At 58.9% G+C, this 20,284-nt stretch carries 22 protein-coding genes and 1 pseudogene; 5 read left to right on the forward strand and 18 right to left on the reverse strand.

Annotated elements, in window-relative coordinates:
• Positions 1–33: 33 nt before the first annotated feature.
• The 9 genes from AC0V6O_RS11170 to AC0V6O_RS11210 all read right to left on the reverse strand — a co-directional run bounded on the left by AC0V6O_RS11170 (position 34) and on the right by AC0V6O_RS11210 (position 7,235).
• A complete protein-coding gene (locus tag AC0V6O_RS11170; protein WP_486144030.1) occupies positions 34–996 on the reverse strand; it encodes an alpha/beta fold hydrolase in 963 nt (320 codons plus the stop codon).
• A gap of 26 nt (positions 997–1,022) precedes the next feature.
• The gene (locus tag AC0V6O_RS11175) at positions 1,023–2,075 is read right to left on the reverse strand and encodes an SO2930 family diheme c-type cytochrome (RefSeq protein ID WP_486144032.1); all 1,053 of its coding nucleotides are present in this window, start codon (positions 2,073–2,075) and stop codon (positions 1,023–1,025) included.
• Positions 2,072–3,262 carry a parallel beta-helix domain-containing protein gene (locus tag AC0V6O_RS11180; protein WP_486144034.1) on the reverse strand — a complete coding sequence of 397 codons (1,191 nt, stop codon included), beginning with the start codon at positions 3,260–3,262 and terminating at the stop codon, positions 2,072–2,074. Before AC0V6O_RS11180 ends, AC0V6O_RS11175 begins: the two co-directional genes overlap by 4 nt.
• A gap of 71 nt (positions 3,263–3,333) precedes the next feature.
• A complete protein-coding gene (locus AC0V6O_RS11185; RefSeq protein ID WP_486144036.1) occupies positions 3,334–3,474 on the reverse strand; it encodes a hypothetical protein in 141 nt (46 codons plus the stop codon).
• 242 nt (positions 3,475–3,716) lie between these two features.
• A complete protein-coding gene (locus tag AC0V6O_RS11190) occupies positions 3,717–5,150 on the reverse strand; it encodes an NAD(P)(+) transhydrogenase (Re/Si-specific) subunit beta (protein WP_486145599.1) in 1,434 nt (477 codons plus the stop codon).
• An 80-nt stretch (positions 5,151–5,230) separates the two neighbouring features.
• Positions 5,231–5,512, reverse strand: a complete 282-nt coding sequence (locus tag AC0V6O_RS11195) for an NAD(P) transhydrogenase subunit alpha part 2 (RefSeq protein WP_472640940.1) — start codon at positions 5,510–5,512, stop codon at positions 5,231–5,233.
• Between the two features lie 3 nt (positions 5,513–5,515).
• Positions 5,516–5,863, reverse strand: coding sequence for an endonuclease domain-containing protein (locus tag AC0V6O_RS11200; protein ID WP_486144038.1), 348 nt, complete (start codon positions 5,861–5,863; stop codon positions 5,516–5,518).
• 118 nt (positions 5,864–5,981) lie between these two features.
• Positions 5,982–7,103 carry an NAD(P) transhydrogenase subunit alpha gene (locus AC0V6O_RS11205; protein WP_486144040.1) on the reverse strand — a complete coding sequence of 374 codons (1,122 nt, stop codon included), beginning with the start codon at positions 7,101–7,103 and terminating at the stop codon, positions 5,982–5,984.
• A 9-nt stretch (positions 7,104–7,112) separates the two neighbouring features.
• Entirely contained in the window at positions 7,113–7,235 is a 123-nt protein-coding gene (locus tag AC0V6O_RS11210) for an aa3-type cytochrome c oxidase subunit IV (RefSeq protein ID WP_472639351.1), read from the reverse strand.
• Between the two features lie 264 nt (positions 7,236–7,499).
• On the opposite strand from AC0V6O_RS11210, the gene AC0V6O_RS11215 reads away from it, so the two are divergent.
• Entirely contained in the window at positions 7,500–8,918 is a 1,419-nt protein-coding gene (locus AC0V6O_RS11215; protein ID WP_486144042.1) for a sigma-54-dependent transcriptional regulator, read from the forward strand.
• A 138-nt stretch (positions 8,919–9,056) separates the two neighbouring features.
• On the forward strand, positions 9,057–9,836 hold the full coding sequence (locus AC0V6O_RS11220) for an SDR family NAD(P)-dependent oxidoreductase (protein WP_486144044.1): 780 nt from the start codon (positions 9,057–9,059) through the stop codon (positions 9,834–9,836).
• Between the two features lie 38 nt (positions 9,837–9,874).
• Here the strand turns inward: AC0V6O_RS11220 and AC0V6O_RS11225 are convergent, their stop codons facing one another.
• The 9 genes and pseudogenes from AC0V6O_RS11225 to AC0V6O_RS11265 form a co-directional block, all read right to left on the reverse strand.
• Positions 9,875–10,489, reverse strand: coding sequence for an alkaline phosphatase D family protein (locus AC0V6O_RS11225; protein ID WP_486144046.1), 615 nt, complete (start codon positions 10,487–10,489; stop codon positions 9,875–9,877).
• Between the two features lie 169 nt (positions 10,490–10,658).
• Positions 10,659–11,048: pseudogene (locus AC0V6O_RS11230) on the reverse strand (hypothetical protein); the annotation flags it as partial.
• Positions 11,049–11,196: 148 nt separating this feature from the next.
• A complete protein-coding gene (locus AC0V6O_RS11235) occupies positions 11,197–11,970 on the reverse strand; it encodes an outer membrane protein (protein WP_486144048.1) in 774 nt (257 codons plus the stop codon).
• A 121-nt stretch (positions 11,971–12,091) separates the two neighbouring features.
• Positions 12,092–13,207: a dihydropteroate synthase gene (folP, locus tag AC0V6O_RS11240; RefSeq protein WP_486144050.1), complete on the reverse strand. Its 1,116-nt coding sequence runs from the start codon at positions 13,205–13,207 to the stop codon at positions 12,092–12,094.
• 113 nt (positions 13,208–13,320) lie between these two features.
• On the reverse strand, positions 13,321–14,109 hold the full coding sequence (locus AC0V6O_RS11245) for an outer membrane protein (RefSeq protein ID WP_486144052.1): 789 nt from the start codon (positions 14,107–14,109) through the stop codon (positions 13,321–13,323).
• A gap of 97 nt (positions 14,110–14,206) precedes the next feature.
• The gene (locus AC0V6O_RS11250) at positions 14,207–15,382 is read right to left on the reverse strand and encodes a DNA methyltransferase (protein ID WP_486145601.1); all 1,176 of its coding nucleotides are present in this window, start codon (positions 15,380–15,382) and stop codon (positions 14,207–14,209) included.
• Positions 15,383–15,666: 284 nt separating this feature from the next.
• Positions 15,667–16,041: a hypothetical protein gene (locus AC0V6O_RS11255; RefSeq protein WP_486144054.1), complete on the reverse strand. Its 375-nt coding sequence runs from the start codon at positions 16,039–16,041 to the stop codon at positions 15,667–15,669.
• 59 nt (positions 16,042–16,100) lie between these two features.
• The gene (locus AC0V6O_RS11260; protein WP_486144056.1) at positions 16,101–17,024 is read right to left on the reverse strand and encodes a calcium/sodium antiporter; all 924 of its coding nucleotides are present in this window, start codon (positions 17,022–17,024) and stop codon (positions 16,101–16,103) included.
• A gap of 180 nt (positions 17,025–17,204) precedes the next feature.
• Complete coding sequence (locus AC0V6O_RS11265) at positions 17,205–17,855, reverse strand: ribonuclease HII (RefSeq protein ID WP_486144058.1); 651 nt, start codon at positions 17,853–17,855, stop codon at positions 17,205–17,207.
• On the opposite strand from AC0V6O_RS11265, the gene AC0V6O_RS11270 reads away from it, so the two are divergent.
• From AC0V6O_RS11270 to AC0V6O_RS11280, 3 genes are all read left to right on the forward strand, one after another.
• On the forward strand, positions 17,854–19,017 hold the full coding sequence (locus AC0V6O_RS11270) for a PQQ-dependent sugar dehydrogenase (RefSeq protein WP_486144060.1): 1,164 nt from the start codon (positions 17,854–17,856) through the stop codon (positions 19,015–19,017). The two genes, AC0V6O_RS11265 and AC0V6O_RS11270, sit on opposite strands and share 2 nt — an antisense overlap.
• Before the next feature lie 135 nt (positions 19,018–19,152).
• Positions 19,153–19,710, forward strand: a complete 558-nt coding sequence (locus AC0V6O_RS11275) for a GNAT family N-acetyltransferase (protein WP_486144062.1) — start codon at positions 19,153–19,155, stop codon at positions 19,708–19,710.
• Positions 19,711–19,738: 28 nt separating this feature from the next.
• A complete protein-coding gene (locus AC0V6O_RS11280) occupies positions 19,739–20,284 on the forward strand; it encodes a DUF1285 domain-containing protein (RefSeq protein WP_486144064.1) in 546 nt (181 codons plus the stop codon).

Raw genomic sequence — 20,284 nt, forward strand, 5'->3', positions numbered from 1 at the left:
GGGGCGTCTACAGACTTTACAACAATTGATGGTTTAAGGTTGGGGCCGGATAGATGGCAGGTTGAGTAGCCAGCTTTGGAGGTCGGACAGGGTTGGCTGCGCGGCTTCTTCATGCGGCAAATGGCCGATCTCTTCATATTCGACCAGCGTGGAATTGGGCAGCTGCTCATCATACCAGCGCCCTGCTTCCGGCGGAATCAGCGCATCTTCGGTGCCCCAGATAATCAGAGCTGGCACTTCAATGCCGCTTACGCTTTGCGCATCGAAACCGGCCCAACCTCGCGAGAAACGCGCGATGGTTGCTCTGCGATTTCCGGGGTAACGCAGCATCTCCCAATACCGATCAACCGCTTCTTCCGTCACGATGGATTGGTTGAAGACGCTTTGCTCAAACGACTGTTTGACCAAAGATCGCGGGGTGATGTGCTCCATGAGCAAGTTAAGCACGGGCGTGCGCGCAATCGAGAACCCGATATTGCCGCCGCCTTCTTTCTTGATGTCCGCCCCGCCCGCATCGACCAGGATAATCCCATCGAGCCGTGCGGCATGTTTCATCGCATAGGCAACCGTGTGCGATCCGCCCATTGAATTGCCGCCGAGAATGAACCGATCAAGGCCCAAAGCATCGGCTACCTCATCAATGTCGGCCACAAACGCATCGGTGGAATAGTCGCCATCGGGTGCCGCCCCGGTCAGGCCATGCCCAATCTGGTCAAAGCGGATGACGCGGTAGGTCTCTTTAAGACCATCCACCCATGGCCCCCAAGTGTGCAGATCGGCATTGGAGCCATGCAGCAGGATGATCGCAGGCGCGTCCCGCGGTCCCTCGTCGCGCAAATGCACATTTACCCCATCGCCAATCTCGACAAATTGCGAGGGTTCACCGGCATATTTGGCGCGCATCTCCGTCGGATCGGTATCCGGCGTGCGAAACACCACAAATGCCAGCATCAGCAGCGCGATCAGCACGGCCAGAACTTTAAACAGGCGCTTCATTGTCGAATTCCTATGTTTTGAGCGGCTTATTGCGCGGACGGCGGCGCGGGCATCTCTTCGATCCATTGGCGGATCACGGCAAGACCTTCGGCATCAATGGTCGATTTGCCCAGCTCCGGCATGGCAACGCCGGGATCGACCGAGTTCATCCGGTGGACGAGGATCGATTTATCCGGTGCGCCCGGCTCAATCGAAACCAGTAGGCCCCCTGCGCCGCGTCCCGCCGCGACCGGTGGCTTGCGGATACCCAGAGCATGAGGATCGTCTTGTTCCCAGCGCAAATCGAGCCCGGAATTTGACGCCATGCCGCCAGGCTGATGGCAATGCGCACAGTTCACATCGAGATAGGCGCGGGCACGCGCATCGACACTCGAATGTTCGATGTCATTCCAGTCGGGCATACGCGGGCCGCCGGCAACAGCCGGACCGAACGGCAAATCTGCTGTATCAAGGCCAAGATCACCGGTGCGTATGGCGATAGCTAGCCAACTTAGCGGAAGGTTTCGCACCTTCGGACCGATCGGCGTGACCTCGCCATCTTTCACATGACATTGCTTGCATTGGTTCTTGTTGGGCACACGGTATGAGATATTCTCGCCAGCGGGCGTCGTCATCGGGATACGCGCACCCGCCACCGCCAACCGCGCATCGGTTTGGTCCTCGTTCCAAACATAAGGCAGCGCGACCCAGCCCTCTGCCCGGTGCAGCAACACGCGCGTTTCAATAAGACGGCGGTCCCCGCCCTCACCAAAGGCGAAGGTTTTGATCAGCGCGCTGCCCACGGGAAATTCGAGCAGCCCATCGCCGTTCGCCTGAATCGTTTCGCCGTGGGGGACATAGGCAAAGCGCAGCTTATGCGCGCCGTCAGAATAGAGCGGAGTGTTGAGTTCATAACCGACTGCGCTCAACGATTCCTGCGACCGCGGCCGGTAGAAAAAGCCAAACTCGGAGAGCTTCTTTGGCATCCCTTCCATGATCGCCAGATCATTGACTGACACCGGCGTGCGTGCCTCCGAATGAGAGACCGCGCCCGCCAGCGCAAGTGAAGCCAGACCTAAAAGGATGCCCCCGCGGATCACTTAAGCCGGGCCTCCATGCCTTCAGGCAGAGCAACCGGATCATTCGTCCATGTGGAGGTGATTGGAACGGGAGGTAGCAAACTCGGTTGAGCTTCACTGAAGGGTTGACCAACTTCGGTAAGGCCCAGGGTCAGGATCGGCACATTATCGCCTCGTCCCAGGCCCTGGTGCAGGCCATCAGTGAGTATCGGAGGTAACGTGCCTCCCATGGCGGCAGCTATCAAATCACCCCCGGCGAAATCTGGTGCATTGCCGCCCGATCCATAGATGTTACCTCGTACCTCCACCTGCACAGGGCGCGGTTGGTAACGGTCGTCATCAAATTCTTGCGTATAAGCGACCAACATCACATGGCTGGTCGAATTGTTGACGAGTGCATTGTCGAGCACTTGCACCTTGGTATTTGCCATCACCATCACTCCCGTGCCCGCAGGGACGTTCGCGACGATATTGCCTTCGGGCGCAAAATTATCAGTGTTGTTGTCGATCACCGCATTGCGCGCGACCAGCACATTGCCGCCGCCGACCTTAGGTAGGCCAGGCAGATCAAACACCAGAATGCCGCCGGTGTTCCTGGTCGCGAGGTTCTCAGTCACCTCAGCGAAATTGCTGTTCTCGATCTCGATCCCGGCGACATTTTCCACCACGCGGTTGCGGCGCACGATGATGTTTTCAGATTGCCCGACATAAATGCCCGCATCCGATGCCCCGCGAATATAGCTGTCTTGCACCAGCACATTGCTCGCCTCGACCGGGTAAATGCCATAGGCTCCATTGCTGGCGTCCGGGCCATTCGTCCATTCCACCCGGATCGCGTGGTAGATGATCTGATCCGCGCCCTTGGATTTGATCCCGTCTCCCTTGGCGTTCTCGATCCCGAAATCGCGCAAGGTGACATCGTCAGACGTCACCAGCAGGCCTTCACCCGCGCCCTCTTGCGTCGTGAAATCGAGCACGCTCGCGTCCATCCCTGCGCCGCGCAAAGTTACCCCATCGACATCCAGACTGAGGCCATCGGTCAGCGCATAGCGGCCTGCGGCAAGCACAATCTCATCGCCCGGTTCAGCTAGGATCAGCGCCTCTTGCAAGCGCTCCTGAGCGCCCTCGCCCGGCTCAATAGTGTGCGTCTCTGCCCAAGCTGGCGCAGCTGATGCAAGCAGCAATGCCGCAGCGGTCAATCTGATCATATGTGGTCTCCCTATATTGCGCAGTGTGGCGCAAGAGGGGGCGTTATTGCAAGCGGGAGAATTGTGCGAAGCTAAAGGCCCAGCTCTGCACCAATCGTATCACGCAGGGAGCTGAGACCGCATGTCGTGCCGGTTTCAACCAGCACCCGCACAGCTTCACCATCGTCAACCCGGCGCAGCCGCGCCAACGCCTCGGTCGGACTGGTGGGCAAACTCCCTCACCCTCTTCAGGTGCCAGACGTTCCAGCTTTCTCAGCTGACTTATGCTCAGCCGGTCTGTCATTTTCGGAGCCATGCATGAGGCAAGGCTTGCAGGAACGCGATTATCGAGCAGCGCTTGCTCCACCCGCTCCTCGGTCACCTGTTCAAGCAAGCCGTCTTCGCGCAGCACGAAATAGGTGCCAACGCCACTAGCGAGCACAAGCAAGAGAACAATGATCCGTTTCATCGCGGCCTAGTCCAGCGCCTTCACGATCTCTTCGACCATCTTCTTCGCGTCCGACAGCAGCATCATCGTCTGATCCATATAGAACACATCATTGTCGACCCCGGCATAGCCGACCCCGCCCATGCTGCGCTTGATGAAGAACACCTGCTTCGCCTTGTCGACATCGAACACAGGCATGCCATAGATCGGGGAGCTCTTGTCGGTCTTCGCCGCCGGATTCACCACATCATTCGCCCCGATGATGAAGGCGACATCGGCCTGCGCAAATTCGCTGTTGATGTCTTCCAGCTCGAACACTTCATCATAGGGGACGTTCGCCTCGGCCAGGAGCACATTCATGTGCCCCGGCATCCGCCCGGCAACCGGGTGGATCGCATATTTCACCTCTACGCCCTTTTCCTTCAGCGTATCGGCCATTTCGCGCAGCACGTGCTGTGCCTGAGCCACCGCCATGCCGTAACCGGGAATGATGATGACCTTTTCCGCCTGCTCCAGCATGAAGGCCGCATCGTCTGCGCTGCCCTGCTTGTAAGGGCGCTGCTCGCGCGCCTCACCATCGCCGCCGCCTGAGCTGTCCGCGCCAAAGCCGCCCGCGATCACGCTGATAAAGCTGCGGTTCATGGCCTTGCACATGATGTAGCTAAGGATTGCGCCGGAGGAGCCGACGAGAGCGCCGGTGATGATCATCGCGCTGTTGCCCAGCGTGAAGCCCATCGCCGCCGCCGCCCAGCCGGAATAGCTGTTCAGCATGGAAACGACGACCGGCATATCCGCGCCGCCGATGGGGATGATCAGCAGGAAGCCGATGATAAAGGCGAGGATCGTGACGGCGATGATCAGCTGCCCCTCGCCCGCGCCTGCCTCGGTCGACATCGCGTAATAGGCAATCAGGCCAAGGATCGCGGCCAAAGTGCCGAGATTGATCACGTGCCGCCCAGGCAGCATGATCGGCGATCCGCTCATCCGGCCGGAGAGTTTGAGGAAGGCAATGACCGAGCCGGAGAAGGTGATCGCACCAATCGCGATGCCGAGGCCCAGCTCAATCCGGCTGACGACCAGGATTTGTCCGGCAGCGTCGGTGATCCCGAAACTTGCCGGGTCTAGCCATGCGGCGAGGCCCACGACAACGGCGGCCAAACCGACCAGCGAGTGAAAGCCCGCGACCAGTTCTGGCATTGCCGTCATGGCGATTTTGCGAGCGACGGTGACGCCGATAATCCCGCCCAGGAACATCGCAATGCCGATCTCTGGCAGGGTCGCGATGCTGTGCGTCACAAGAGTTGTGATCACCGCAATTAGCATGCCGAGCATTCCAAAGCGGTTGCCCGTGCGACTGGTTGCTGGCGAGGATAGCCCGCGCAAGGCGAGGATGAAGAACACGCCGGAAATCAGATAGGCGAGCATCGCCCAGGCTGGGGTGCTACTTCCATGCGCTGCCATCTCACTTGCGGGTCCGACAGAATTTACCGCAGCCTCATTCCACCAATCACAGCCACCTGGAGTTTCAGGTTCACACATCCTTACTTCTCCTTCTTCTTGTACATGGCGAGCATTCGCTCCGTCACGGCAAAGCCGCCGAAGATGTTGATGCTGGCCAGAACCACGCCGAACAGGCCGAGATATTTCGCCGTAGGACTGCCCGCCTCAGCCGCCGCGATTAGCGCGCCGACGATAATCACCGAGGAGATCGCATTGGTCACCGCCATCAGCGGCGTGTGCAACGCCGGGGTAACCGACCAGACAACGTAATAGCCTACGAAACAGGCCAATACGAAGATCGATAGGATTGAGATAAAGTCCATTGGCTATGTAACCTCCCCGGCACGGGGAGGGGGACCAGCCGCAGGCTGGTGGAGGGGACCCGCCGCACGCGCGACAATTGCCTCTGCAGTCGCATCGGCATCCGCCAACACGCGGCGCGCAGCCACCCGCAAAACCCTGAACCCGTTTTCTTTCATGAATGCGATACGCCTGTCGTCAAACTTGGCGCGATCAAGTGAATCGTGTGTGCTGCCATCGACTTCGACGACCAGCTTTTCGGACATGCAGCAGAAATCAGCGACATATGGGCCTATCGGATGCTGTCTGCGGAATTTGAAGCCCTGTGGACGAGCACGAAGGCGCTGCCACAGCATACGTTCGGGCATCGTCATCTTTTTCGGAGTTCACGGGCGCGCATTACTTCCGGTCTGGCGACGAACCGCGCGTCCCCTCCACCGCGCTGCGCGCGGTCCCCCTCCCCGTAGCGGGGAGGATTTGGGATGCTCAAACTCACCCCAACAGCCTCTCGTTCACCACCTTGCCGCCCCGCGTCAGGCGGATCGCATCGCCGATCTCTTCGTCGAGCTCCGGCTTGCCCGCTTCCTTGTCCCAGAACGCGCTGAGGAAATTGAAGTGGTTGCGCGCAAACAGCGCCGAGGCATCGGCGGGCAATTGCGCGGGCGTGTTGGCATAACCGATGATTTTGACGCCGTGCTTCTCGACAGTCTCGTCGGGCTTGGAGCCCTCAACATTGCCGCCTTGCGCCACTGCGAGGTCGAAGATCACACTACCCGGCTTCATCGTCGCGATTTGCGCATCGGTGATCAGTATGGGCGCAGCGCGTCCGGGGATCAGCGCGGTGGTGACCACAATGTCCTGTTTCGCGATGTGCTCTGAGACGAGCTTGGCCTGAGCCGCCTTGTACTCATCGCTCATTTCCGTGGCGTATCCGCCCGAGCCTTCACCTTCGATGCCTGCCACGTCTTCGACAAAAATCGCTTTTGCACCAAGACTTTCGATCTGTTCCTTGGTAGCGGATCTGACGTCGGTCGCGGAAACTTGGGCGCCCAGCCTCCGGGCGGTTGCAATCGCTTGCAGGCCAGCAACACCAACGCCCATGACAAACGCCTTTGCCGCCTGCACCGTGCCCGCCGCCGTCATCATCATCGGAAAGGCGCGGCCATAGGTATCCGCCGCCGCCAGCACCGCCTTATAGCCGGACAGGTTCGATTGGCTGGAGAGCACATCCATGCTCTGTGCGCGGGTGATGCGCGGCATGAACTCCATGCTCAGCGCCTCTAGCCCCGCGCTCGCATAGGCCTCTACCCGCGCTTTATCGCTGAACGGATCAAACAGGGCCGCGACCCATGCGCCGACTTTCGCGCCTTTTAGCGCTTTTGCATCGGGCGCTTGAATGCCCAGAACGATGTCCGCATCTTTTATGGTAGCAGCCGCACTGCCGACACTGGCGCCGGCTTCTGCAAACGCCTCGTCCGTGATGGACGCGTGCAGTCCCGCCCCGCTTTCGATCGCCACTTCGTTGCCTAAGCCAATGAACTTTTTGACTGTTTCCGGTGTCGCGGCAACACGCGTTTCACCGGCGGCTTGCTCTTTAAGAACAGCGATCTTCATGCAGGCGTCCTATTCAGCGATCATCAAGATGACGAACAGAGTAATCACGCAAATCAGGGGAACGGTCCATTTCAGCGAAGCAATGAAGCTGTCATAGGTTGATTTAGCATGGTCCATATCGTTGGTTGCCATCGCGCATATTCCTTCAAATCTTTGTCTAATCTCACAAAAACCCACTGCGTGAGACATTCTGAATATGCCCTATCGAAGCGTGGGGGCAAGCTCAAGCCCGCGCAATTGCGGGGGCGGGAAAAGCACGATTGAACGCTATGGTTAGGGAATTTGCGAAAGGAACATCGAACAGCCTTAATCGGGTCTTTACCCCTGCTCGCTATGGCGGTTGCTCAATTGACCTTGGGGGAAGGCTCTCAAGGCGTTTTGGGATGGTAAACGTCGATGTCCGAACTGGAAACGCGCCTGGTAATGCTGATAGATGACGAGCCGGCGCAAAGCCGCTTGATCTCAGCTATTGCGGCGCGTGAAGGCTGGCGGATTATCGTTGCGAGCGACGCAGAAGAAGCGATCGCCATTCTGGGCACGCGTGAGGGCATGCAATTGTCCGCAATTCTGCTGGATCAGTGGGTACCCGGCGATGATGCCTGCGCTCTTATCCAAGAGTTGAAGTCGCGCCGCCCCGCCCTGCCGATCCTGATGTTAACAACCAGCGCCTCGCCGCTGCTGGCCGTGGAGGCCATGCGTGCAGGCGCAAGCGATTACCTGGTCAAACCGGTTTCACCTGACCGCCTGATGGAGGCGCTGCGCAGCGTCACCACCCGCGAAACTCCGAAAAAAGAACTCGCCCCGCTTACCGAGAAAATGTCGGCAACGCTCGATTTCGATGCGATGATCGGCACAGCGCCAAAATTCCGCACCGCTTTGGCTCAGGCCGCCAAGGCCGCGCGCGGCCATGGCCATGTCCTGATCGAAGGCGAAAGCGGCACCGGCAAGGAAATGCTGATGCGCGCGATGCACGCCGCCAGCCCGCGCAGCAAAGCGCCACTGCGCGTGATCAACATCGGCAGTGTGCCGCCCAATTCGGTCGAATCTGTCCTGTTCGGGCATGAGCCAGACGCCTTTCCCGGCGCGTTTGATCGCCAGATCGGCGCGATGCAGCATTGCGACGGGGGCACGCTGCTGCTCGATGAGGTCGACCGCCTGCCCAATGAAATGCAGGCCCGCTTGGCTGAAACGCTGGAGAGTGGGATCGTCCGCCCGGTTGGCGCAGCCCACGGTTTCCACGTCGATGTCCGCCTGCTGTCAGCAAGTAATTACTCGCTCGAGCGGTTGACCAAGACCAAGCATTTTGACCAGAAACTGGCCAATAAGTTGGGCGGGACCAAGATCGAACTGCCGCCGCTGCGCGAGCGGACAGGTGATATTTCAGCCCTGACCCGGCATTTCCTGACCCGCATTGGCGAACAGCCCGGCCTCAACCACCTCTCGATTAGTGACAGCGCGCTAACTTTGCTCGCAGCGTTCGATTGGCCTGGTAATGTCCGGCAATTGCAATCTGTCCTATTCCGCGCGGCGGTCTATTGCGAAGATCAAACACTCACCGCTGACAGCTTCCCTCAGCTGTCCGAAATGCTGGGCGAGCTGGAACAACTCACCTCGCCTCAGCATGAAGGCGTAGGCGTGATGCTCTACACCGAGGACGGCAATCTGCGGCCACTCGAAGAGATTGAGGCTGACGTTATTCGCCTCGCCATCGGCCATTATCGCGGCCGCATGACCGAGGTTGCGCGCCGGCTCGGGATTGGCCGCTCTACATTGTATCGCAAGCTGTCCGACCTTGGGATCGACAACGCCGCTTAATCGGCCTACACGTCAGTCACCAATTGGGAGTAAGATACATGGGCAAGCGCAACCGCTAACTAGCGGCAAATATGCGACACGAGACAGGCGGCCAGTGGCTGAGCCTGCGCCCATATATTATCTACCCTGAGGTAACTCATGCAAAAATTGAAGAATATGCGCTGCGTCGTAACTGGCGGAGCTCAAGGTATCGGCTATGCTGTTTGCGCTGCATTCAAAGCTGAAGGTGCAGCGGTGCTGCTAACCGATATTGACGAAGCAAAAGGCAGGGCCGCAGCAACCAAGATTGGCTGTGACTTTGCTGTTCTGGATGTGCGCGAAGAGGGCGATTGGGCGGCGCTCGAACAAAGCTGGCCGCAGATCGATGTGCTGGTCAACAATGCCGGGATCACTGGCTTTGAGGAAAGCGCAAACCCACACGATCCCGAAAACGCCTCACTTGCGGACTGGCGTGCGGTACATGCCGTCAACACTGACGGCACATTCCTTGGCTGCCGCTACGCCTTGCGGGCAATGAAGGCTGCGGCGCGTGGCTCAATCATCAATATGTCATCGCGATCGGGCCTGGTCGGCATTCCCGGCGCATCGGCCTATGCTGCGTCGAAGGCTGCGATCCGTAACCACAGCAAATCAGTGGCGCTCTATGCGGCGCAAAATGACTGGCAGATCCGCTGCAATTCCATCCATCCTGCCGCGATCCTCACTCCGATTTGGGAGCCAATGCTGGGCGATGGACCAGATCGCGATGCGAAGATGGCGGCATTGGTCGCTGACACCCCGCTCAAACGCTTCGGCACGCCAGAGGAAGTCGCGGCCATATGCGTCTTTCTAGCCAGCGATGACAGCGCCTATATGACTGGCGCAGAGCTTACGCTTGACGGCGGATTGCTCGCTGGATCCGCCGCCTCTCCGGGCTAAACAAGAGGCCCCATAGTCGTGATGCAGGCAGTGCGTGACTACCAGCTGACCGTCTGCGTCACGCGGGTCTCACCCTCGCTGCCGCGCATGCTCATGGTGAAGCTCTTCGCGTCCCAGTCGATCTCGACCAGGCCGAAGTTCTCTTCAGAGATGAAGTCCGTGATACGCTTCGCATCGGGTTCACGCGCGGTGTTGCGCTCCGTGCTGGAGAACGAATAGTTCATCGAGGAGCTGGTCAGCTCCCACAATTGCTCGCCCGCTTCCGCCGGAGTGTCGCGGTAAATACCGCCTGCATGTCGATCACCAGACAGCATCACAACGCCGCTTTCTTCGCGGTTCGCCAGCATGGAATAGAGCTTGGCTCGCTCCAGCGGCAGCGCCTCCCAGCTTTCGTAATTGTGCGCATCGGTGATCACTTGGATCGAAGATACCACCACCCGCAGGTCGGCTGGCTTGGCCAGCTCTGCGGCGAGCCATTGCCACTGCGAGATCGCCAAGCATGGTCTTGCTGGCATCATTACTAGGCACATAGGGGCCAAGTGGCGGGCGCTCTGGCGAATAGGCCATCGCGTCAAAGTCTGACCGGAAAAAGCGCGTATCGAGCATGATGATCTGCACGCGCTTGCCATCTGCGCCAAACATGCGGCTTTCATAGATCCCTGGGCGCGATTTCACTTCATCGGAGGATCCCCAAAAGGTTTCGAAAATCGTCTCTGACCAACCGCGGAACGCAAAGTTTGCGCCGCCATCGTTAAAGCCAAAATCATGATCATCCCAGGTGATCATCATCGGCACCTTGGTGCGAAATTCAGTCAGCTCAGGCGTCTCTGCCTGTAATTGATAGGCAGCGCGCAGAGTGCTGAGCGAAGCGTCACCTTTCCAAAATTGATCGCCGTAATTGTTGTCGCCAATAAACAGAAACAGATCGGGGTTCGCCGCCGCAATTTGCGCCCACATATGTTGACTGCGCGATTGGTGATTGCAGCTACCAAAGGCGATCCGCGTAATCACGCTGTCCGGCAAGAGCGACACATTCGCGGGCGCCACGGGCAGATCGATCTTCGACTGGAGTTTCGCGTAATATGGCGCAAGCAGCTCATCCGCGCTCAGAGCGACTTCGGTCTCTCCGTCAGCGTGGCCATTTCCGTCAGCCAGCGCGGGCGTGGCCACTGAAACAAGCAATCCGGCGATAAAGGGCGAGAATACGCGCATAGGTAAGCTCCACAATGGCAATCTGAATCGTCAAATGGGCGCTTGCCATGACCTTTCTATGACACGCAAACAAAATCCCCCTCCAGCCAGGGCCAGAGAGGGATTTCATGGTGTTTGGTTCGCCAACAAATGGCGAAGGGGTCAACGCTCAGAAACGGTAGCGGATACCAGCGAGCAGGCTGACCGTTTCAAAACGGCCACTCACATCAGAGTTAAAATCGTTCGCGCCGCCAGCAACAAAGGTCCGCTCAAAATCGAGGCCGGATACGCGCTGATAACGCAGGCGTGTCTGAAGTTCGATATTGTCAGTGAGGACAAACTGAACGCCCAAATTGCTTTGCAATGAGAGGCCTGTGTCTGAACCTGTCACCGCGAATGTTGGCGCGGTCGCAACGCCATTGTTCGGGAAGTAGGTGGCATTGGAGTCCACTTCGGCAACGCCGATGCCGCCGCCCCAGAACGGGATAACCTTCTGGTTATCTGACCACCGAACATCTGACTGGTAATTGATCGAGAAGGTGTTGACCTCGGTCTCGCCTCCGAAGGTCTGGCTGCCACCGTTGAAGCTGCCGCCGCTCACATCGGCTTCGGCATAGGAATATTCAACTTCAACGCTTGGTTGGAAAAGGCCGAAAATACGTTTTGGAATGCGGTAGCCAACAGCAACCGTGCCAACAAAGCCTTCGTCGGATTCCACCTCTACACTGGCGGGCGCCCCAGCAACACCCGGCGAGGCGCCTTGCGGGTCTTGGATACCGGTGAACGTTTCATCACTCGGCGAGGTCACGCCAGCTTGAAGTGACACATATGGCCCCCCTTCTGGATCGAAATCATTCGACTGAGCAGCAGCGGGTGCAGCAAGCACAAAAACGGGAAGAGCCAGAGCGATGGCAAGCGTGCGGGGGGCGGTTAAGAGCGTCATTTTCGGGGGCATCCATTTATCAAAGGGGGTACCGGCCCTTTCGCGCCCCTTCCTTAAGTGGTTACACAAACCCAGGAATATTATTCCGTAGCTGGCAAATTTTCATGCCTGCAACGGGCCGTTACAACGGCGGTAAATGCGCAAAATCCGTCAGCGCGGCATCGCGCATCCCGCGCCAGGCGTTGCGCGCTTGAACCGTCTCAGCAACATCATGAACGCGTAGGATATGCACACCCGCATTCATGCCCAGCGTCGCCAGCGCAATCGATCCGCCAAGCCGTTCATGAGCGGCTGCCTCATTAGACAATGCGCCGATCATCCGCTTGCGGCTGACCCCCAGCAAGATTGGCGAACCCAGCGCATGGAACAGTGGTAACGCATTCAGCAAAGCGAGATTTTCAGCCAGGCTTTTGCCAAACCCGATGCCGGGATCGAGGATGATCTTATCCTCCGCAATACCAGCTGCAATGGCGTTTGAGCGCACTTCGTTCAGGAAATCGAACACATCAAAGACGACATCCGTGTAAATGCCGCCTTCGTGCAAATCCTCTCCGCTGCCGGGTGCATGCATCAAGATCACCGGACAGCGAGCGCCCGCCACCAATTCGGCGGTGCGCGGGTCATAGCGCATGGCCGAGACGTCGTTCGCAGCATGGGCGCCAGCGGCCAGCGCCGCCTCCAGCACGCCCGCTCTGCGTGTATCAACGGTGATCGCCGCACCCATGCTGGCGCAATATTCCACCGCGGGCAGGACTCGGTCTTTCTCGTCCCCCTCCCACGTCGCGGCGGCGCCTGGGCGGGTGCTTTCCCCGCCAATATCGATGATGCTCGCACCCGCTTCGAGCATAGCGGAGGCATGGGCGCGGCCTACATCCGGCTTTTCCAGAAACTCGCCGCCGTCTGAAAAACTGTCAGGCGTAACATTGAGAATGCCCAAAACCTGCGGCTGATCGAGACGGATTGTACGCTCGCCCAGCTCCAAGGGCGCATGAACCTTTTGCAGGTTTGCCCATTGCCCGCGCGCCGCAACCTCCAGCTCACCGCCGAGCTGCGTAAAGGCTTCCTCCGCCTCTCGCATACCGAACAGATGCCGTGCCGTGACCTTGCCGTCCTTGCGAACCACACAGGCAAAGCGGCTGGCATAGACCATCGAACCGGCAAGCTGGATCGCGGCCCCATCGTTGTGCTGAGGACCCGGCGCAAAGCCGATCGGGCAGATATAAACGCTCTCACTCATAACCAGCAGGACTAGGCGGCAAATCGCTTAGCGGGAAGCCTTTGCGCGTCCCCAGCACACAAAAAAGGGGCCATGCCTGCTGGCACGGCCCCTCTCCCGAGAATGATTGGCGATTATTCGCCGCCGAACTTAAACCTCACGCCGGCCGAGACAATGGATTGCTCTGACTCGATACCCAGGGTTGCTGGAACCAGGTTCAGCTCCACATCGCTGTCCTCTGTGGTGGCGCGGTAGGTGTATTGGCCGAACATCTCGGCACGCGGTGAGAGCGCAAAGCTCGCGCCAGCCATTAGCTGATAAGCAAAGCCGCCATCGTCATCATTGGCAACATCTACGCCCGAGGGTGAGAATTCTGCATCGACCCATTGGTAGCCAAGGCCTGCGCCAATATAGGGCTTGAACGACCCGCCGGTGCTGATGTCGTAAAAGACATTACCGAACACACCGAAATTGCTGACATCGCCCTGGCCATCGGCGATCACTGCGCCAACGGTTGGGTTTGCCGGATCGGCGGCGGCGCGGGTCAGAACAGCAACGTCAACGCCGTCAATGTCTGTGCCGTCCACCGTCAGGCCAGAATGGCCCGATACGTCATATTCGGAATAGGCCCCTTCGAGCTCTACGCGGAAGCCATTTTCAAAGGCGTATCCAACCTGCCCGCTCAGCGCGAGGCCATTGTCGAACTGCGTGTTCCATTCCAGCGGCGTTTCAGCAGCAATCGCGTCAAAATCAGCGGTGGCCGCGACATCGGCATCAAATTCTCCGGAGTTTTGGCTGTCACTGGGCAGGCTGATCCCGCCGCTGACGCCAACATAAGGCCCCTCGGCCAAAGCCGTAGAGGGAACCGCAAGTACGCCAAGTGCCGCACCGGTAAAAGCGATATATTTAAAGGACTTTGTCATGATTTCCTCGAATTAGGTTGCGCCCCCGAACACGCAAAATCGCGCTGGAAACATGAACCTAAGCTGCGGAAATCTGATGCCTTGCGGCGAGCTGCCTCTAGTCTTCGTTGGCCAGCAAGAAGCGTTGCCTGGCTGCGTCGATTGGATTCACATCGGCGCCATCGTCAAAGTACCAGAAGGTCCAGCCGTTGCAGCTGGGGGCCTCTTGCAGGTCTTTGCCCAGCCCGTGGATCGAACCGATCTGTTTGCCCTTTGCACCGTCCAGCTCCAGCGAGCCATCGGCGCGCACGGTCGCGATCCAGCGGCGTTTCTTGTCGAACACCTTCGTGCCCGGTTTGATGTAGCCATTTTCCACCAAAGTGCCGAAAGCGACGCGCGGTGCGGCCTTCTTGCTTTGCATGGTCTCAATCACGCTTTCGTCCAGCGGCAGTTCTTTTTCGATCCGCTTCATCGCAACACCGCGATAGAAATCCTCGCGCTCGCACCCGATCCACTGGCGACCGAGGCGCTTTGCCACCGCGCCGGTGGTGCCCGTGCCAAAGAACGGGTCGAGCACAACATCGCCCTTTTCAGTGGTCGCCAGCAGCACGCGGTAAAGCAGCGCTTCCGGCTTTTGCGTTGGGTGCGCTTTCTTGCCGTTTTCCTTCAGCCGTTCCTGCCCGGCGCAGATCGGCATCACCCAATCGCTGCGCATTTGCAGTTCGTCATTGAGCGTTTTCATCGCGCGGTAATTGAACTGATAGCGGGCCTTTTCGCCCATGCTCGCCCAGATCAAGGTCTCATGCGCATTGGTGAAACGCGTGCCCTTGAAGTTCGGCATCGGATTGGTCTTGCGCCAGACGATATCGTTGAGGATCCAAAAGCCGAGATCCTGAAGAATTGAGCCGACGCGGAAGATATTGTGATAGCTGCCGATGACCCACAGGGCGCCGTCCGGCTTCAGCACGCGGCGCGCCTCGGTCAGCCAGTCGCGGGTGAATTTGTCGTATAGCTGAAAGCTGTCGAACTGGTCCCAGTGATCGGTGACGGCATCGACCTGACTGCCATCGGGGCGGTTGAGATCGCCACCCAATTGCAAATTGTAAGGCGGGTCGGCGAACACGCAATCAACGCTGTTGTCGGGCAGCGAGCGCATGGCCTCTACACAGTCGCCAGACAGTATCTGGCCAACCGGCACATCAGCAGCAGACGCGGCTTTCGATTTGCCCGCCTGCCTCGGCGTTTTCGCAATTACTGTCCCTGCCCGCAATTTTGCGGTTTCCATCACACCCATCATTGTTCCCCGAACCGCGTCCCAGCGCGCAAAGTTATCCACAGGGTGAGTCCAAGCGGACTCCACGTCAAGACAAACTTGATCGGCTTTTATGGTTAACAAGTAGTTAGCAGGGCAAGTTCACACGCGGAACGAAACAAGGCCCCACAAGATATGGAGTCTCGCGCGGCGGCGGGGGGCCGAAATAGAGGGGGTGTGGCGCGAAAGACTCAAAACCTGTCTTTGCGGCCAAACTAACTCACATAAACACGAACACGACGTTGCCGAGGAACGCGGCGACATGATCAGTATCCCACGCTTGGCCGCCTAGGATTATCATGTGGAAGGGGAGTGGCGGGCTGTTTTTTGCATGCAGCATTACCGTATTGTTTCTGGCACTCGGCATGGCTGGAGAACGAGTGGACACCAACAAACGAGAATAGGCTGACAAGTGTAAGGAGGAATGCGAAGATGAGCCTTAACAACAGCCCATTGTCGGCTCCGATTATCCACCAGCCTAATACTAGAGAGAGAGTCCAGACTGCTCCCATTGCCACGAGGGAGGCGTAATCCTGATCCGCCGTGGCAAGCACCAGAGCGATTGTCATAACCAGATGACCTAGCAACACGACAACCGGCATAAAAAGTCGGTAGTCGTCGCTGATTCCCACGTCATCCATTTCTCAAAAATAGCCAGTTCTTGCTGAAACTCAATCTAAGCTCAGCCCCCGCACGATTGTCACATAAACACAAACACGACATTGCCGAGGAACGCGGCGAGCAGGATCAGGCCCATGGCCCGCCCGATCGATTTTGCGAACCACAGCAGGCCGAGCAATGCGACCGCACTGGCGATCAGCAGGCCCATTTGAACGCCCAGCAAATTCTCTGGCAGCGCAAATGGGGCGATACTCATCGTGACGCCGCCGATCAGCAGAATGTTGTAGATGTTTGAGCCAACGACATTGCCAATCGCCAGGCCCGGCTTTCCGCGCAGAGCCGCCGCAACAGATGCCGCAAGTTCGGGCAGCGACGTGCCAAAGGCCACCACGGTGAGGCCAATCGCGGTCTCGCTGACCCCGAACAGGGTCGCCAAATCAATCGCGCCGGTCACCAAGATCTGGCCGCTGAACACCAAGACCGCGAGGCCAACGGCGAACAAAGCAGAGGCGACATAGCCGTTCTCTGGCGCGTCATCGTCATCATCGTCTTCCTGCGCCGCGCCGGGATAGCGATAGCGCCAGACAATGTAGCTGACGATGCCGACCAGCAACGCGCCGCCAATCCAGCGCGCGCCCAATTGCGAATAGGCCAGGGCCGCGAGGCCAATTGTGGCGATCAGGGCGACCACGGCATCGCGCCGTCCGCCCCCGGTCAGCGCAATCGGCATGACCAGCGCGGTCGCGCCCAGAATCAACAGGGTGTTTGCAAGGTTGGAGCCAACGATATTGCCCCAGGCAATGCCCGGCGATCCTTCAAGCGCGGCCTGAACGCTGGCGACCATTTCCGGCATACTGGTAGCAAAACCAACGATCACCAGCCCGGTGACCAGAGTGGAGATGCCGAGCTTTTGCGCAATGCCCACTGCACCGCGCACCAAGAGTTCACCGCCAATCGCCAGGCCAACCAGGCCCGCAAGGCTCAAAAGAATCGCGTTCAACATCCGCGGCGCTTAAGCGAACGGCAGGAAACTTAAAAGCGAATAGAGATTTTGGAGGGCGCGGGTGGGTATATCTCAACAGCTACCTAGCCACCCGCTCCCTCCACCCTTCCACCCGGATTATCACGCCGGGTTACGATCCGGGTGGAAGGGTGGAGGGCGCGGGTGGCTACGGCTTGAGCGTCACAAAAGATTTGCCTGAGCAACAGGTGCAAAACTGTAGCGGTGCAGCGGCGTAGGCCCGTATTTGCGCAGCGCCTCCATATGCGCAGCCGAGCCGTAGCCCTTGTTCCGCTCCCAGCCATATTCCGGGTATTTCTGCGCAGCCTCAATCATAATCCGGTCGCGCCATTCCTTCGCCACGATGGACGCAGCCGAAATCGCGGGCTCTATCCCGTCGCCGCCTACGATGGAGCGCGCGGGCCAGCGCCAGCCATCGCGCCGGCCCGCTGGCGTCATATTGCCATCAACAATCACCTCGGTGATGGTCTCAATCCCGCGCTCAGCCAGCGCCGCGCACAGCCGCGCGGTCGCATCCGTCATCGCCTGAAAGGTCGCTTGAAGGATATTGATCTCGTCAATCTGGGGCGGCTCAATCACGCCCACGGCCCAGGCGCAGCTCTCGCGGATTTCCAGATCAAGCCGAGCGCGTTTTTTCGGCGAAAGTGCCTTGGAATCCGCCAAACCTTCAGGTGGTGACTTGCACAACACGACGGCTCCCGCCACTACCGGCCCAGCCAGCGGGCCCCGCCCCGCCTCATCAACACCAATTATGACCCCTGATTCCAAAAAATCCGGGGCACCAAATTCTGTTTTGGGAGTTCCAGAGACCATGATGAAATTTTCCAAGCTCGCTTTCGCCCTATCCCTCCCCGCATTCACGCTCGCAAGTTGCGGCAATGCAAATTCCGTGGACGAGACCGCCGCTGATGGCGCGGCCGATCCCACGAACGTCAGCTACACCGTGGAGCCGATGGGTGAATTCAGCGAACCCTGGGCAGTCGCCTTTGCACCCGGCACAGACACTATCTTTCTGACCGAGAAGCCCGGCACCATGCGCGCGGTAGATACGGCCAGCGGCAAAGTGATGGAAGTTACCGGGATGCCAGAGGTTGCCTATGCTGGCCAAGGCGGCCTTGGCGACATTGCGTTCCTGCCATCGGAATCAGGCCTGAACAGCCGCACAATCTATCTGAGCTGGGCCGAAGCGGGCAATGGTGGAAACACTGGCGCGGCGGTGGGACGCGGCACATTGTCTTGCGAGGCGGAGGCCTGCGCAGTTTCAGACCTTGAAGTGATCTGGCGACAGTCCCTTAAAACAGGCAAACGTGGCCACTATTCGCACCGCATTGCTGTTTCACCTGACGAACAATTCCTGTTTATTTCCAGCGGCGACCGCCAAGAGCTGGAACCTGCGCAGGACAACACCAACAATTTGGGCACAGTCGTGCGCCTCAATCTCGATGGCACGTCAGCAGAGGGTAATCCTTTTGCCGATGAGGGCGAAGTGCAATCACAGATTTGGTCCTATGGCCACCGCAACGTCTTGGGTCTGGCGTTCGATCCTGATGGCCAATTGTGGGATCTGGAACACGGGCCAGCGGGCGGCGATGAATTTAACAAGGTCACACGCGGCACCAATTATGGCTGGCCGACGGTTTCGGACGGCGAGCATTACAATGGCAACCCGATCCCGGACCACTCGACCCGCCCGGAATTTCAAACCGCAGCGATTGGTTGGACCCCGGTGATCGCACCGGGTGACTTCCTATTTTATACTGGCGACGCCTTCCCAGCGTGGAAAGGTGATCCGCTGATGGTGGGCCTCGCCGCGCAAGGCATCGTGCATGTTGAAATTGATGGGGAAACCGCGAATGAAGTTGCGCGCCACAATTTCGACGCACGCATTCGCGGGATTGAGCAAGGCCCGGACGGTGCGATCTGGCTGATCGAAGACGGCGAAGGCGGCAAACTGCTTAAGGTTTCGCCTAATTGAGTGGGCTTAGATCAGGACATCGGTCCTGATCTTGCTTAACCAGCACGCGCCCTTGCGGTCGGCTATCGCCGACCGCAAGGGCGCGTTATCTGCTTGCTTGGCTTTGACAACCAAAACCCCTAAGCGCCCGGCGAGATGGCAACACTGATCCCCCTTGCCGCGGTAGAGGCCGCGATGATCGAGCAATTGCTCGACCGCGCATTTGGCCCGGATCGCCATTCGCGTACCGCCTATCGTATTCGCGAAGGTGTTGAATGGCTGGATGGTCTAAGCTTCGCCGCGCTTGACGAAAGTGAGCTGCTGGTCGGCACGATCCAGGTCTGGCCGGTGGCGCTAACGGATCCCGACGGGCGCAACTATCCGCTACTGATGATCGGCCCGGTTGCCGTGCTGCCAGAGCATCAGCGCGAGGGGTATGGCAAGGCTCTGATGCTCGCCAGCCTGGAGGCGATTGCCAAGATGGGCGGGAGTGCTCCGGCGCTGCCGCAAGTGATGATCGGCGATCCGGAATATTATGGCCGCTTCTTTGACTTTAGCGCTGAGCCAACGGCTCACTGGCGCGCGCCCGGCCCCAATGATCCGGCGCGGCTGTTGGTGCGCTGTGACAATCCGGCCGTGCTTCCGGCCAAGGGCAATCTTGGCCCGTGGGGTTCTTTTGAGACGGCAAGTAACAGCTCAGACTTGGCGAAGTGATCGACATCTGGCATCGCTGATCGCGTAAATGCCTTACGAGCCACCCCCTTATCTCGCCGACCTGACGCTGGCCCAGATCGCTGAGCAGGTTGCACTGCGCAAATTGCCCCCGGTTGAAGGCTGGGCACCCACAAAAATGGGCGATAGCCGAATGCGCATTGCGGCCGATGGCACGTGGTATCACGATGGCGATCCGATCCGGCGCGAGGCGATGGTGAGAGCTTTCTCCGGCCTGCTAACCCGCGATGCATCGGGCGAACACTTCCTGGTCAGCCCGTTCGAAAAACTCAGCATCGAGGTCGAGGACGCAGCCTTTGTCGCGACCGATTGCGCCCAGCGTGAGGGCGGTCTCGCCTTTCTCCTGAACACCGATGAGCTGGTGATTGCTGGGTCAGACCATCGCCTGCGCGCCACGGGCAGCGAGGAAACCCCGGCGATTTATCTGCACGTGCGGCGCGGCTGCGAGGCGCGGCTCAACCGCTCCACCTACGCGCAACTCGCTGAAATCGCGATTGCAAACAGCGATGATTGGACCGTTTCGAGCGGGGGCGAGACCTTCTCGCTCCTACCTTGA

The organism is Erythrobacter sp. JB2-19 (assembly GCF_057365005.1).

What these genes read in the sequence shown, in the direction of transcription:
- AC0V6O_RS11210 (WP_472639351.1), bottom strand. Translation starts at nt 7,235, where the DNA reads ATGGCAACCAACGATATGGACCATGCTAAATCAACCTATGACAGCTTC.
- AC0V6O_RS11205 (WP_486144040.1), bottom strand. Translation starts at nt 7,103, where the DNA reads ATGAAGATCGCTGTTCTTAAAGAGCAAGCCGCCGGTGAAACGCGTGTT.
- AC0V6O_RS11250 (WP_486145601.1), bottom strand. Translation starts at nt 15,382, where the DNA reads ATGGGTGTGATGGAAACCGCAAAATTGCGGGCAGGGACAGTAATTGCG.
- AC0V6O_RS11260 (WP_486144056.1), bottom strand. Translation starts at nt 17,024, where the DNA reads ATGTTGAACGCGATTCTTTTGAGCCTTGCGGGCCTGGTTGGCCTGGCG.
- AC0V6O_RS11235 (WP_486144048.1), bottom strand. Translation starts at nt 11,970, where the DNA reads ATGACGCTCTTAACCGCCCCCCGCACGCTTGCCATCGCTCTGGCTCTT.
- AC0V6O_RS11190 (WP_486145599.1), bottom strand. Translation starts at nt 5,150, where the DNA reads ATGGCAGCGCATGGAAGTAGCACCCCAGCCTGGGCGATGCTCGCCTAT.
- folP (WP_486144050.1), bottom strand. Translation starts at nt 13,207, where the DNA reads ATGAGTGAGAGCGTTTATATCTGCCCGATCGGCTTTGCGCCGGGTCCT.
- AC0V6O_RS11275 (WP_486144062.1), top strand. Translation starts at nt 19,153, where the DNA reads ATGGCAACACTGATCCCCCTTGCCGCGGTAGAGGCCGCGATGATCGAG.
- AC0V6O_RS11220 (WP_486144044.1), top strand. Translation starts at nt 9,057, where the DNA reads ATGCAAAAATTGAAGAATATGCGCTGCGTCGTAACTGGCGGAGCTCAA.
- AC0V6O_RS11195 (WP_472640940.1), bottom strand. Translation starts at nt 5,512, where the DNA reads ATGGACTTTATCTCAATCCTATCGATCTTCGTATTGGCCTGTTTCGTA.
- AC0V6O_RS11170 (WP_486144030.1), bottom strand. Translation starts at nt 996, where the DNA reads ATGAAGCGCCTGTTTAAAGTTCTGGCCGTGCTGATCGCGCTGCTGATG.
- AC0V6O_RS11200 (WP_486144038.1), bottom strand. Translation starts at nt 5,863, where the DNA reads ATGACGATGCCCGAACGTATGCTGTGGCAGCGCCTTCGTGCTCGTCCA.
- AC0V6O_RS11255 (WP_486144054.1), bottom strand. Translation starts at nt 16,041, where the DNA reads ATGGATGACGTGGGAATCAGCGACGACTACCGACTTTTTATGCCGGTT.
- AC0V6O_RS11265 (WP_486144058.1), bottom strand. Translation starts at nt 17,855, where the DNA reads ATGGTCTCTGGAACTCCCAAAACAGAATTTGGTGCCCCGGATTTTTTG.
- AC0V6O_RS11245 (WP_486144052.1), bottom strand. Translation starts at nt 14,109, where the DNA reads ATGACAAAGTCCTTTAAATATATCGCTTTTACCGGTGCGGCACTTGGC.
- AC0V6O_RS11225 (WP_486144046.1), bottom strand. Translation starts at nt 10,489, where the DNA reads ATGAAAGCCGCATGTTTGGCGCAGATGGCAAGCGCGTGCAGATCATCA.
- AC0V6O_RS11215 (WP_486144042.1), top strand. Translation starts at nt 7,500, where the DNA reads ATGTCCGAACTGGAAACGCGCCTGGTAATGCTGATAGATGACGAGCCG.
- AC0V6O_RS11180 (WP_486144034.1), bottom strand. Translation starts at nt 3,262, where the DNA reads ATGATCAGATTGACCGCTGCGGCATTGCTGCTTGCATCAGCTGCGCCA.
- AC0V6O_RS11270 (WP_486144060.1), top strand. Translation starts at nt 17,854, where the DNA reads ATGATGAAATTTTCCAAGCTCGCTTTCGCCCTATCCCTCCCCGCATTC.
- AC0V6O_RS11280 (WP_486144064.1), top strand. Translation starts at nt 19,739, where the DNA reads ATGCCTTACGAGCCACCCCCTTATCTCGCCGACCTGACGCTGGCCCAG.